This is a genomic window from Caballeronia sp. TF1N1, assembly GCF_022878925.1.
Lineage (GTDB): Bacteria > Pseudomonadota > Gammaproteobacteria > Burkholderiales > Burkholderiaceae > Caballeronia.
In genome coordinates, this window is sequence record NZ_CP084629.1 from 758,602 (window position 1) to 771,407 (window position 12,806).

At 57.6% G+C, this 12,806-nt stretch carries 12 protein-coding genes; 7 read left to right on the top strand and 5 right to left on the bottom strand.

The annotated features are described in order from the left end of the window. Positions 1-21: 21 nt before the first annotated feature. A complete protein-coding gene (locus tag LDZ28_RS29555) occupies positions 22-894 on the top strand; it encodes an oxaloacetate decarboxylase (RefSeq protein WP_244831303.1) in 873 nt (290 codons plus the stop codon). A 15-nt stretch (positions 895-909) separates the two neighbouring features. Here LDZ28_RS29555 and LDZ28_RS29560 read toward each other — a convergent pair whose 3' ends face one another. Further along, a complete protein-coding gene (locus tag LDZ28_RS29560) occupies positions 910-2,286 on the bottom strand; it encodes a gluconate:H+ symporter (protein ID WP_244831304.1) in 1,377 nt (458 codons plus the stop codon). Between the two features lie 296 nt (positions 2,287-2,582). Here LDZ28_RS29560 and LDZ28_RS29565 point away from each other — a divergent pair, with 296 nt between their 5' ends. Further along, on the top strand, positions 2,583-3,305 hold the full coding sequence (locus LDZ28_RS29565; protein ID WP_244831305.1) for a haloacid dehalogenase type II: 723 nt from the start codon (positions 2,583-2,585) through the stop codon (positions 3,303-3,305). Between the two features lie 59 nt (positions 3,306-3,364). On the opposite strand, the gene LDZ28_RS29570 is transcribed toward LDZ28_RS29565, so the two are convergent. The 3 genes from LDZ28_RS29570 to LDZ28_RS29580 all read right to left on the bottom strand — a co-directional run bounded on the left by LDZ28_RS29570 (position 3,365) and on the right by LDZ28_RS29580 (position 5,663). Next, the gene (locus LDZ28_RS29570; RefSeq protein ID WP_244831306.1) at positions 3,365-3,658 is read right to left on the bottom strand and encodes a DUF1330 domain-containing protein; all 294 of its coding nucleotides are present in this window, start codon (positions 3,656-3,658) and stop codon (positions 3,365-3,367) included. 120 nt (positions 3,659-3,778) lie between these two features. Further along, positions 3,779-4,660, bottom strand: coding sequence for an oxaloacetate decarboxylase (locus LDZ28_RS29575; protein WP_244831307.1), 882 nt, complete (start codon positions 4,658-4,660; stop codon positions 3,779-3,781). Positions 4,661-4,748: 88 nt separating this feature from the next. Further along, the gene (locus LDZ28_RS29580) at positions 4,749-5,663 is read right to left on the bottom strand and encodes a LysR family transcriptional regulator (RefSeq protein ID WP_244831308.1); all 915 of its coding nucleotides are present in this window, start codon (positions 5,661-5,663) and stop codon (positions 4,749-4,751) included. Between the two features lie 112 nt (positions 5,664-5,775). Between LDZ28_RS29580 and LDZ28_RS29585 the strand changes: the two genes are divergently transcribed. From LDZ28_RS29585 to LDZ28_RS29600, 4 genes are all read left to right on the top strand, one after another. Further along, positions 5,776-6,519: an SDR family NAD(P)-dependent oxidoreductase gene (locus LDZ28_RS29585; RefSeq protein WP_244831943.1), complete on the top strand. Its 744-nt coding sequence runs from the start codon at positions 5,776-5,778 to the stop codon at positions 6,517-6,519. Beyond that, entirely contained in the window at positions 6,462-7,322 is an 861-nt protein-coding gene (locus tag LDZ28_RS29590) for a sugar phosphate isomerase/epimerase (RefSeq protein ID WP_244831309.1), read from the top strand. Before LDZ28_RS29585 ends, LDZ28_RS29590 begins: the two co-directional genes overlap by 58 nt. Positions 7,323-7,357: 35 nt before the next feature. After that, entirely contained in the window at positions 7,358-8,713 is a 1,356-nt protein-coding gene (locus LDZ28_RS29595; RefSeq protein WP_244831310.1) for an MFS transporter, read from the top strand. Positions 8,714-8,829: 116 nt separating this feature from the next. Beyond that, entirely contained in the window at positions 8,830-9,957 is a 1,128-nt protein-coding gene (locus LDZ28_RS29600; protein ID WP_244831944.1) for an alpha/beta fold hydrolase, read from the top strand. Positions 9,958-9,996: 39 nt separating this feature from the next. Here the strand turns inward: LDZ28_RS29600 and LDZ28_RS29605 are convergent, their stop codons facing one another. Continuing rightward, positions 9,997-10,803 (bottom strand): phytanoyl-CoA dioxygenase family protein, encoded by an 807-nt coding sequence (locus LDZ28_RS29605; protein ID WP_244831311.1) that lies wholly within the window; start codon positions 10,801-10,803, stop codon positions 9,997-9,999. Positions 10,804-11,618: 815 nt separating this feature from the next. Here LDZ28_RS29605 and LDZ28_RS29610 point away from each other — a divergent pair. Beyond that, complete coding sequence (locus tag LDZ28_RS29610) at positions 11,619-12,806, top strand: acyltransferase (RefSeq protein ID WP_244831312.1); 1,188 nt, start codon at positions 11,619-11,621, stop codon at positions 12,804-12,806.

Genomic DNA, 12,806 nt, shown 5'->3' on the forward strand with positions numbered 1-12,806 from the left:
TCAACTTGCCGGAGAATCATCTTGACCCGTTCAGCCCGTTTTCGCGAATTATTCAAAGAGGGCCCATTCGTTTGCATGGGCGCGCACGATGCGTTGACCGCGATGCTAGCGGAACAGGCAGGCGCCAAGTCGCTATACGTTAGCGGTTTCGTTGCCTCCGGCGTGATTGCAGGGCAGGCGGATATCGGCGTACTCTCGCAGACGGAAATGTTCGAGCATATCCGCCGCATTTGCCGCGTGACGACGGTGCCCATATTCGCGGATGCAGATACAGGCTACGGCGGCATCCTCGACGTGCAGCGCACGATCCGTCTATGGGAAGAAGCGGGCGCATCGGTGCTGCATCTCGAGGATCAAGCATTGCCCAAGAAATGTGGACACTATGCGGGCAAGCAGCTCGTATCGAAGGACGAGATGGTACTCAAGTTGCGCGCAATGATCGAGGCGCGCACCGATCCGGACTTCTTCATCGTGGCCCGTACGGATGCGATTGCAGTAACCGGAATCGACGATGCGATCGCGCGGCTCGAAGCCTACGCGGAAGCAGGCGCGGATGGCCTCTATGCCGATGCGCCCGAAAGCCTCGAACACATGCGCGAGCTCACGCGTCGTCTCAAGCCGCTAGGCAAGCCGATTCTTTTCAATCAGGCGCGAACGGGAAAGAGTCCGTTCGTCTCGATGAAAGAGGCCTACGAAATAGGCTTCGATTACACCCTCGCCCCAATCGAGTCGATGCTTGCCATGCATAAAGCTGTCAAGGAAGTCATGATCGATTTCATGCGCGAAGGCACGACAGATGCCATTGCAGACCGGCTCACGACCTTCGAGGAATACAACCGCTTTGTCGGGCTCGACAAAGCGATGGAAGTCGAGAAGCACTTTGCGACCTCGTAAAGATAAAAGACATCGCTAGTTGAGCAGCGCCCACAAGGCGAGGGTCAGCACGAGTCCGACGACCGACACGATGGTCTGCAAGACCGACCAAACGGCTACGGTGCGCTTGAGCGTTAAGCCGAAATATTCGCGCACCATCCAGAAGCCCGCGTCGTTGACGTGACAGAAGAACACGGAGCCGGCGCCGATGGCAAGCGCCATCAACGAGTTGTGCGTGGCAGACAAGCCGCTAACCACGGGCGCCACGATACCGGCTGTCGTCGTCGTGGCGACTGTTGCCGATCCGGTGGCTTGCCTGAGCGCCACTGCGATCAGCCACGCAAGCAAGACCAGCGGCAGATGCGCGCCCACGGCGATCTTGCCGATGGTCGTGCTGACGCCCGCGGCGACGAGTGTCTGCTTGAGTCCACCGCCTGCGCCGATGGTGAGCAGAAGCGCCGCGATTGGCGGCAGGCTCTTGCGCAAGATGCCGCCTACGCGATCGCGCGCCATGCCGCGCGACCAACCGAGCATCACGATGGCGAAGAGTACCGTAAGAGCAAGCGCAATCAACGGTTCGCCTACGAAGTCGAGCGTGTCGTAAAGCAGCGTGTCCTTGGTAAGCGCGAGCTTGGCGATCGTGCGGCCGAGCATCATCACGACGGGTAGAAGTATCGTGATAAGCGAGATTGCGAAGCCCGGTGTCGCTGCGCCATCCGCATGCTCGGTAAAGAGTTTGCCCATCTCTTCTGGCTCTTCGACGTGCATGCGCTTCGAAAGCCAGATGCCGTAGAGCGGACCCGCCAGAATCACGGCCGGCAGCGCAACGATCAAACCGAGCCCGAGCGTCAGTCCAAGATCTGCATGCAATGCGCTCACGGCAATGAGCGGCCCTGGATGCGGCGGTAATAATGCATGCAAAGTCGTCATGCCGGCGAGCGCAGGGATCGCGATGCGCAGGATCGGCTGCTTGGAGCGCCGTGCCATCACGAAGATGATCGGCACCATCATCACAAGGCCCACTTCGAAGAAGAGCGGCAGGCCCACGATGATCGCGACGAGCGCCATCATCCACGGCAGACTGCGGGGCGTGGAAAGATCGAGCAGGGTCGTCACCAACCGATCCGCTGCCCCCGACTCGGCCATCAGCGCACCGAGCATGGCGCCGAGCGCGATGATGATGCCGACATCGCCGAGCAACGCTCCCGCACCCTTGCTAAAGGCCTGCGCAATGGCTTCCAACGGTTGATGCGCAGCGAAACCGGCAACGAATGTACCCACCAGGATAGACAGGAACGGCGCGAGCTTGAGAACGCCGATTGAGAGGATGATGACCGCAAGGCCGAGCGCGCAGGCGATCAGAAGCTGAGTATCGTGGGCTGACCACGAAGCAAGAGTTGTCGTTGGGTTCACAGTGACTTTGTGCTGGCGCGCGGCGGCGGCATGCCGGAGCGCTTACGGTTTGCTTTCGTCCGCTCTTGAGCAGACGCGAGGCCTCGTCGTAATAGCATCTTTTTTCGCGATGGTCAAAATATGGCGTCGTCACGTTTTGCATTCGGTTTCTTGCATGATGCATGCAATCGACAAAATGCAGTGTCATTCAACGCGCTCTGGCCATACTGCGAACAGTCTTACGCGGGAGAACCAAGCGCAGGGAGCTGTGGCCTTGCTAGACTAGCTTTGAGAATTGAAGCCAACGGAGAAGTCTCGTGACCCAGCCCTTAGTAAAGGCTTTCGTATTCGACGTTTTCGGTACCGTGGTGGACTGGCGCGGCGGCATAGCGCGAGAAGCTGCGTCGTTTCTAAACGCTTACGGTCAAGCGAACGCATCGCCGGAAGCGTTTGCCGATGCATGGCGCAGTCGCTATGCGCCCGCAATGCAGAAAGTCCGCAGTGGCGAAAGACCGTTCGTAAGGCTGGATGTCTTGCATCGAGAAAATCTGGATGACGTGTTGCCTGAATTCGGCATCGACAAAGATGCCGTTCCAACGCATGTGCTCGATGAGTTGAATCTCGCGTGGCATCGTCTGGACCCTTGGCCCGATTCCGTAAAAGGACTTGCGCGCCTCAAGACGCGCTACATCATTGCGCCGTTATCGAACGGCAATATCAAGTTAATGGTGGACATGGCGAAACACGGTGGTCTGCCATGGGATGCGATTCTCGGCGCGGAAACAGCGCAGGCTTATAAGCCAACGCCGCAGGCTTATCTGCGTGCGGTCGATGCGCTCATGCTCAAGCCTGAAGAGGTGTGCATGGCGGCGGCCCATAATAGCGATCTCGTCGCGGCAAGAGCGTGCGGTCTGAAGACTGCATTTATCGCTCGGCCTTATGAGCACGGTGCGGGACAAACTACAGACCTCAAAGCAGAAAGCGATTGGGACTTCATCGTGAACGACTTGAACGAACTGGCCGATGCAGCCGGCGCTTGAATGGCGACTCAAGGCGATGACGAGGGGACGTCATCGCCTTTCGAACAAAGCGCAGGACGTTATTCAACGCCTTCGACAATGCGGAAATCACGCTCCACTGAATCGCCTAACGTAACGAGCGCGTCCTGATAGGTCTTGCTGTCGTAAGCGGCTTTAGCAGCATCGAGTGAGTCGAACTCGATGATTACCGTGCGTTCCTTAACGCCATCGCCCTGGATGAACGACGCCACGCCGCGCGCGAGAGGGCGTCCGCCGCCTTCCTTGATCGCAACCGTCGCCTGCTTCGCGTACTCCGCGGCCTGATCAGCGTTGATGATCTTGCGGTATGCGCTGACCCAATATCCCTTTGCCATCTCTATCTCCGTTTTGTTACCTGAGTGATTGAGCGCCGGACTTCGTCACGTGCGACTCGTCCGGTTCGAAGGCAGCATAGCAAACTCTCGCTTGAGGCATGCGAGCGCTAAGAGCAGCCTTTAATCGGCTGCGTATTTGCGGTCCAGCTCGTCATACAGCGGCTTGTTCACGAGCCGCTGACGTTCCGAAAAAGGTGCAACTACGCCTGGATCTTCATCGAGACGGCCTTGTGTCTTTAGTGCCGACAACGCCGTCTGCATGCCACGCACGGCGCCTTGCAACGCGGCGTTGGCATAAAGGACGAGGCTAAAGCCAAGGCGCTCGAGGTCCTCTCGCGCTGTTACCGGCGTCTTTCCGCCGATGACGAGATTGATGAGTTGCGGCGCTTCGACGAGTTCGGTTAGCGAGGCAATTTGCTCTGGCGTCTCGATGGCCTCGATGAAAAGAATGTCGGCCCCGGCTTCGACAAATGCGCGCGCCCGCTCTATGGCGCGGTCGAAGCCTTCCACCGCGCAGGCATCCGTGCGTGCAATGATCTGGAAATTCGCGTCCTCGCGTGCGTCGACCGCGGCGTGGATCTTGCCGACCATTTCGCTGGTCGAGACCACGTTCTTACCCGCGAAATGGCCGCATTTCTTAGGCATCACCTGATCTTCGAGTTGAATGGCGTCCGCGCCCGCGCGCTCGAGCGTGCGTACGGTGTGGCGCACATTGAGTGCATTGCCGAAGCCGGTATCCGCATCGACGATGAGCGGCACATCGACGGCATCGCGAATACGAGAGGTATGTTCCGCGACTTCCGCGAGGCTGATGAAACCAAGATCGGGCAGTCCTAGCGACATATTCGTAACACCTGCGCCGGTTATATAAATTGCTTCGAAGCCGAGGTCGACGGCCACGCGTGCGCTCATCGCGTTGAAAGCGCCCGGTAACAGCAGTGCGCGGCGCGCGTTGACCAGTTCGCGAAAGGCGGCGCGGCGGCGAGAGGATGACGTGGTCATGGCTTGATTCCGTAAGTAAGAGATTTTTGCGTCTCGTTCATGTTAAAGCGTGCAGCGGTTTGGCGCTTGGCGTCAAGCACGTCGTCGCTTAACCGGGGACACGCGCATCGGGAATGGCGCGGCCTAGGCGCTGCGCATTCTTATAAACTGCCTGCATGAATAGAACCGCGTTGCGCGATGGCGGCGCAAAGCGCGAATAAACGAAGCTTGCCGTCAAATGTATGTGTTCGCGTAGCGGGCGTATGGTGAGAGCTGTGCCTGCCGTGGCGAAATCATCGACGATGGTCACGCCGAGCCCGCCTTCGACGAGCGCCAGTGCCTGATCGGCGCGCATCACGTCGATTGTCGACTTGAGTTCGACGCCCGCTTGCTGGCACGTCTGTGCGATCACGGTTCCAAACGGAATGTCTCGCTTGAACAGCACCACGGGTTCGCTTACCAGATCGGCAAGCGACACGTCCGATGCCGCTTCAAGTCTGTGCCCCCTTGGCAAGGCGCAAACCATGCTGCCGTACATGAACGAAACGTTTTCCAGATGTTCGTGCGTGACCGGCATTGCGGCAACGGCGACCTCTGCTTCCTTGCTCAAGATTTCCATCGGCATGTCCGCCATTAGTGTGGTCTGCCAGCCTACCGTCAGTGCAGGCAGCTTGGCCTTGATATCGACGAGCGCGGGAGCCACGACGCTCATTGCGAGCGATGCACTGCAAGTGACGCGCAACAGGCTCGACGGCCCTAGCGAAAGCGCGCGCGCGAATTCATCCACGCGCACGGCAGCCTGATAAACCTGCTCGATTTCCCTGAATAACGCATGTGCCTCGGCCGTGGGAATGAGGCGGCTCTTGGAGCGCTCGAACAGGCGCAGGTCCAGTGTCGTCTCGATGTGAGACACGAGCTTGCTCACTGCAGGCTGCGATACATAGAGCAACTTGGCTGCCGCGTTGATGGAGCCTGTGAGCATGACCGCGCGAAAGACTTCCATATGGCGGAGTTTGAAGCGCATCGGTTCGCCGTACAGCTTAACTAAAAGTTATAGCTTAAAGGAAATTCAGCATACGACAAAGCCAGCGTTTGTCCTTAGTATCGGTTCGAGTGATTTCTATCGCAAAGGGACCATGAACAAACTGGATTTGCAGGACCGTGTATGTGTCATCACCGGCGGCTCTGGTGGTATCGGATATGCGATTGCTGAGCGTTTCGTTGCGTCGGGTGCCAAGGTCGTGCTTTGGGATATCGACATCGAGGCTGCCTTTTTCAAGGCCGAGCAGGCTCGCGCGGCGTTCGCTTCTCAAGTAGATGTGACGAATGCCGCCAGTGTAGCCAACGCGGCGCAGGAAGCACACAAGCGCTTCGGATCGATCGATGTGTTGATCAACGCTGCGGGTATCAATGGAGATATCGGTCCAGTAGAGACATATTCGATCGACGCATGGCGGCGCGTACTCGACATCAATCTTACGGGCGTTTTTATTTGTTGCCGCGAAGTGCTGCCTTACCTGCGTCGCGCGCGGCATGGACGTATCGTGAGTCTGTCGTCGGTCGGGGGCAAGGAGGGCAACCCGAACCAGGGTGCTTATGGCGCGTCGAAGGCAGGCGTGATCGCATTGACGAAGTCGCTTGGCAAGGAGCTCGCGGATACCGAGATTCGCGTCAACTGCGTGACGCCCGCGGCAATCGAATCCGACATGCTGCGCGGCATGACCGAGAATGCACGCAACTTCGTGCTTGCCAAGATTCCGCTAGGACGCGCAGGTCGTCCAGACGAAGTTGCGTCGATGGTGACATGGCTCGCCACGGAGGAATGCTCGTTTTCCACCGGCGCGGCGTTCGATTTGACGGGTGGAAGGGCAACGTATTGATGAAACCTCTATCGCTCGCTCATCTCACGGTACTGGACGTAGGCCCGCCAGATCTTATCGAACTGGCGGCGAGCGCTGGCTTTCGAGCGATCAGCATTCGTCTTTGCTCACCCGTGCACGGCGGTATCGAGTATCCATTGCTTGCGAGGTCGCCTGAATTGCGTTCGACCAAGCGCTTGCTGCATGAGCTCGACGTGAAGGTGACCGATATCGAAGTGATTACTCTTGCGGCCAACACTTCCGTTGGTGACTATGAAGGCACATTCGAGGCAGGCGCGGAACTTGGAGCACACCGTGCATGCGTGAATATCGACGATACCGACCGCGCACGCGTCATCGATCGCTTCAGCGCATTATGCGATCTCGCGGCGCCATTCGGTTTGTCGCTCGATGTCGAGTTCATGCTATGGCGTCCTGTCGCGCGTCTAGCCGATGCTTTGAATATCGTGCTGTCCTCTGGCAAGCCCAATGCGTTTGTTCTGATCGACGCGCTTCATCTCATCCGTTCAGGCGGAACGGTGGAAGAGGTCGCGGCGCTTGATCCGCAAATCATCGGCAGCGTTCAGCTTTGTGATGCGCCAATGGCGTCTCCCGCTGACATCGTTGCAGAGGCACGTGGAGATCGGTTGTTGCCCGGGGAAGGGGAGTTGCCCTTATGCGCGCTGCTTGCCGTGTTGCCCGATAACCTTCCGCTAGCAGTCGAAGTGCCGCTTAAGCGCGAAACCAATCCGCTTAAACGCGCGATACTCGTACAACATGCTAGTCAAAGCCTTCTTGAGACGAGCGCTCGCATAACACGATAGAAGCTTCGACTTCCATAAAAAAACACGGAGACAACATGACGACAGAAACGATTGGTCGAACCTCGGAGACGACATCATCGAGCGTGCTAGGCGGCAAGCATGCCAGAAAGGCCGCAATCGCGGCGTGGATCGGCAGCGCGCTCGAATACTACGACTTCTTTATCTACGGCACTGTCGCCGCGCTCGTCTTTCCAAAGATATTCTTCCCGCCCGGCGACATGACCGCCGCGACGCTTGCATCGATGGCGACCTTTGGCGTGGCTTATGCCGCACGTCCTTTAGGCTCGTTCCTCATGGGCCACTACGGTGACAGGCTCGGCAGAAAGGTCGTGATGGTGGGCACCTTGCTCTTGATGGGGCTCTCGACGTTCTTAGTGGGATGCTTGCCGACTTATCAGACCGCGGGACTGCTCTCACCTGCGCTACTCGTGTTGATGCGAATCTTGCAGGGCATCTCCGCAGCAGGGGAGCAAGCCGGGGCGAATTCAATGTCGTTCGAGCACGCGCCCGCGCATCGTCGGGGTTATTACACGAGTTGGACTTTAAGCGGGACGCAGGGCGGTCAGGTGCTTGCGCCCGCTGTAGTCTTGCCGCTTGCGGCTTTGTTACCCGAAGATCAATTGCTGTCGTGGGGCTGGCGCTTGCCTTTCTGGTTGAGTGTGGCGGTGGTGATCGTCGGCTTTATCGTGCGCAGCCGACTCGAAGAGACGCCCGCCTTCGAAAGCGAAGCCTCGCATGGCGAGGTGCCGAATATGCCGCTCAAGACGCTGCTTACGGGTTATCGCAAGGAATTACTACAGGTTTTCTTTGCCGCGCTCATTGCGTCTATAGGCACGACGTTCGCCGTGTTTGCGCTTTCGTTTTCGCGCGCACAGGCGCAACCCATCAGCACTTCGGTCATGCTGTGGACGGCTATCGTCGCTAACTTCATCGCGGTCTTCACCATTCCGTTATGGGCCACGCTATCCGACCGTATCGGCCGACGACCTGTATTTATCGCGGGAAACTTGCTGTGCGCAGTTAGCGTCGTGATCTTTTTGTGGTCGATCACGACGGGGAGCAATGCGCTCGTTTTTGCAGCGGGAGTAGTGCTCGGCGGCTTCGCTTATAGCATCACGAATGCAGTGTGGCCGGCGACATACGCGGAACGCTTTCCAACGCAAGTCCGCCTTTCCGGCATGGCGATCGGCACGCAGTTTGGCTTCGCCGTGGCCGGGTTTGCGCCGCTAGTGGAATCCGCGCTCATAGGTAAATACGGTACGGCGTTGTGGGTCATGCCGGCTGCATTCGCGGTGCTGGTGTGTCTGTTGTCCGCAGTGTCTATCTTTTCGATGCGGGAGACTTATGACATTCCGCTCGAGCAGCTCGGCAAACGTAATTCGATCCTCTAGCGCTGACGCCAACGCAGCCCTCGCGGCATGAAGCATAATGGCTCCGAACTCGACAGGAGCCATGCATGACCGAAACGTTGAAGGATCTGCCGTTGCCCGATGGCATCCGCTCACGCCTGATCGACAACGGCAATGGCCTCTCCATGCACGTGCTGGAAGCAGGTTTCGAAACGCCGGGCAGACCATGCATCGTGCTCTTGCATGGCTTTCCCGAGCTTGCTTTTAGCTGGCGCAAGGTGATGCCGGCGCTTGCCAATGGCGGCTATCATGTCGTCGCGCCCGATCAGCGCGGCTACGGGCGTACCACGGGCGCGGCTGCTATATTCGATACGGATCTCGACGACTTCAATTTTCCAAATCTCGTGCGGGACGTGCTTGGGCTTATAAGTGCCTTGGGCTATCACAGCGTGGCAGCGGTCATCGGCCATGATTTTGGTTCGCCCGTAGCAGCTTGGTGCGCGTTGATCAGGCCAAATGTCTTCAGGTCGGTGGTCATGCTTAGCGCGCCGTTTGCGGGGCCGCCGACATTTCCATTTGGCACCGCATCGGAACATGCGCTGCATGAGGCGGGCGATACAGCATTGACCGAGATGGCCACTGTCTTGGCGGCGCTAGACGCGCTCGACCCGCCCCGTAAGCACTATCAATGGTATTACTCGGGTGCCGATGCGAATGAGGACATGTGGCACCCACCGCAAGGCATGGCGGCATTTTTGCGCGCTTATTTTCACGTGAAGAGTGCGGACTGGCCGGAAAACCATCCTCATCCTTTAGCGGCGTTGAGCGCGGAAGAACTCGCTACGTTGCCGACTTACTATGTGATGGAGAAAGATAAGAGCATGCATGAGACGGTCGCACCGCATATGCCTTCGGAGGAGCAGATCGCATCATGCGCATGGATGCCGGAACGCGATCTCGACGTCTATGCGGGGGAATATTCGCGCACCGGTTTTCAAGGCGGGCTTAACTGGTATCGCTGCGCGACTAGCGACGCTCACACGGCCGCGCTTAAGACATGGTCAGGCAGCACGATAGACGTGCCTGCATGTTTCATTGCTGGAAGTAGCGACTGGGGCGTGTATCAGCGGCCTGGCCAATACGAAGCAATGCGCATGCGCGCATGCAGCAATTTCCGCGCGGTGCATATGATTGAAGGTGCCGGGCATTGGGTGCAGCAAGAACAGCCGGTCACGGTTGCTAACCGAATTCTGCGATTTCTCAGGCAGGACGCGTTCGGCTTTTAGACTGCCGCACGCGTCCTCTTTACCTGATGCTTCTAATACTCAACCGGCAGTGCGCTTACCCTTGATAAGACGCGCCACTCGTTCGGCGCCGAGCCGCCATTCATAAGGATTGGTGTAGTCGAACTCGCGCACCTTGCGGGACAAATATGGCCAAAAGCTGTCGCGCGTCCTGGAGTCGTTCACACGCGCCTGCCGTGAGAGACGGCGATTGTCGTTCCAGGGAAAGCTGCGGACTTCTTTCGATGCCCGTCGCGGTAAGCCAAACACCATCGAATACGCATAGCGCGGTGCATCCGAATGATTCGGACCCGCGAAATGCAGCGTACGTCCCGCATGAATGGTGCAGTCGCCGAGTTCGAGCGGACAAACGACCGCCTCGCCAGCATTGAAGCCCGTGACGCATTCAAGGCCATGCGTGCTCGGATCGCCGCCAATGGGGCCATGCGGAAGCACGGGTCCAATATGCGAGCCGGCGATGAACTGCATGCACCCGTTGGTCAGCGACACCGGCTGCAAGGGGAACCAGAAATTCACCTCTCGATGTTCGATGCGCGGGTCGGTGAATGCTTCATCCTGATGCCAGGGTGTCACGGCCTCGGTATGAGCGGGCTTATGAAAAAAGCTGTCGCTCACGAAGCGTGCCTTGGGGCCGAGCAGTTGCATGGCGACACGTTGCACGCGCCGATTCAGCTCGCTCTCCATGAGGCTTCGCTCGAAATGCGACGGACCATGCAATTGCGCGAGCTTAGGCTTGTCTGGACCCTCACCTTCCGGATAAAAGTCGAACAGCATGCCTTGCTTGAATCCCGCCTTTTCGCGCAGCAGGCGGTCGCCAATTGTACGCAAGGTCTTAATTTCCGCATGCTCCGCAACTTTCTCAAGACGAAGAAATCCGTCCTTCCAAAAGCCCTCGCATTGCGCTTGGGATAACGATGTCATCTCCCTTGTCGCCCCGCTCAAAGAAAGAAATGCATATCACTGGAATAAAGCTTCGACAGTGAAACAGCACACAAAACAGCGTTCTGTACGGTCTCGCACAAAGCGCCCCCATGGCCCTCGACGTCTGGCTGAAATTGCCGACTTTGATTTTTTGAAGTCTTTAGCACGCAGCACACGGTTGAACTTTACGCGAAAGGTGCTTTCACCTTTGTTCGCTGCCGCTTACTGAGAGAACAACAAGCGATACCAAATTGAGACTAGTCTTGAAGAAATTGCTAGCAATCGCGCCGAGGTCCATCAAATGTGCTAGCCGCCAACCTTAGTCTAAGCGGTGGAGCATACATCATGCTTTCATTCGTTGGCGTGTTACAGGCACTTTCAACGCACCCATCTGGCGGATTCGAGCGGCATTGGCGGACAAAGCCTGGCTGAGAGCGGCAATCAGCAAGCAACATTTCCCGCTTAAACGTTTTACTGTTAAGCGGTTGCAACGATTTAATCGCGATGATTTTCTCTAGTATTGTTGCGAATCGCAGACATGCCCCTAAGACGTATTAACTCGAACAATTTTCCGTCAACAACGACACCGGCCACATTTACGCAAAGGTGTTTCGGCATGTATCGAATTGCGCGCGCTGGAGAAATCAGGGAACTCGTTGAAGTCATCTATGTCCACGCACCTCGCGGCTGTGAAGGCCGCTATGCATGCAAGGAGGATATCGATGCAGCAAGGACGCGTTGCCGCACTCGACGCTGGTCGTGCGCTCGCGATTGTCGGGGTTGTCGCAGTACATCTATCGTTTCAGTTCCCCAATCTGCCGGGAGCGGTGACGCTGCTGACGCACATGGGGCAGTACGGCGTGCAGTTATTCTTCGTCATCAGCGCAATCACGATCTTCATGACCCTCGAGATGGACCATGCGCGATGTGTCGACGCGCGCCACGTCGCGCTACGCTTCTATATCAAGCGCTTTTTTCGCATCGCTCCGCTTTACTATGCGGCCATCGTCATTTACGGCCTTATCAGTTACGGGGCGACGCGCTCCGGTTACGAACACGCCTGGGTGCTCGGCGTGCATGGTCCGGTCGATATCCTCCTCAACATGCTTTTCCTGCATGCGCTCTCGCCAACGGCCATCAATAACGTGGTCCCGGGAGGATGGTCTATTGGCGTCGAAATGCTCTTCTACTTGATTGCACCGCTATTGTTTTTCCTGGCGATGAATCGCAAGCGTCTGCTCCTCGCCTCCGTAATACTGCTAGCGCTTTCCTTTGCCATTACATCGATGAGCGAATGCCACGGCGTGCTCGATTGCGATGTGACGAACAACTCGTACAGTTACTTCTGGCCGCCCGTGCAGGGACCGTGCTTCATCGTTGGCATGTGGGCGTGGTATGCCTTTCGTTCGCACTTGACGGGCGACGAAAGAGTGACGCGACTTAAGTCGTACCTCTACGCTTCGCTGGCGCTTGGCTTTGCCATCGTGACCGCGATGCTCGGCGTATGGCTCGCTAGAGCTCATGCCCTCGCACCGTTGTTCGCGGCATGTAGCGCCGTAGCTTTCCTGCTGTTCGTTTGCACGCGCAGCGCGCCCAAAGCAAGTGCGCCGCCTATCATGCGCAAGACACAAAGCCTGTCGATGATCCGCCGCTGTGCCGCCGCGTTAGGCCGTGAGAGCTACGGCATTTATCTTTGGCATTTCATTTGTGTCTACGTGACCTTCCATTTCTTTGAGGGAAGGTTCAAGGAGACAAGCAACGAGACAGCATTGGCGCTATATGGCGCCACGCTGACTGCGGTGCTGGCGGCGTCGTATGCGTTGTCGAGATTATCGGATCGAGCGATTCAGGGCCGCGCGACGCGGCTCTCGCAGCACTTACTGGCAGCGCTCGACCGACACTTTAATTAG

Coding starts and splice junctions, on each gene's coding strand:
- LDZ28_RS29575 (WP_244831307.1), bottom strand. CDS start 4,660: ATGACCACGTCATCCTCTCGCCGCCGCGCCGCCTTTCGCGAACTGGTC.
- LDZ28_RS29580 (WP_244831308.1), bottom strand. CDS start 5,663: ATGCGCTTCAAACTCCGCCATATGGAAGTCTTTCGCGCGGTCATGCTC.
- LDZ28_RS29610 (WP_244831312.1), top strand. CDS start 11,619: ATGCAGCAAGGACGCGTTGCCGCACTCGACGCTGGTCGTGCGCTCGCG.
- LDZ28_RS29595 (WP_244831310.1), top strand. CDS start 7,358: ATGACGACAGAAACGATTGGTCGAACCTCGGAGACGACATCATCGAGC.
- LDZ28_RS29590 (WP_244831309.1), top strand. CDS start 6,462: ATGCTCGTTTTCCACCGGCGCGGCGTTCGATTTGACGGGTGGAAGGGC.
- LDZ28_RS29585 (WP_244831943.1), top strand. CDS start 5,776: ATGAACAAACTGGATTTGCAGGACCGTGTATGTGTCATCACCGGCGGC.
- LDZ28_RS29570 (WP_244831306.1), bottom strand. CDS start 3,658: ATGGCAAAGGGATATTGGGTCAGCGCATACCGCAAGATCATCAACGCT.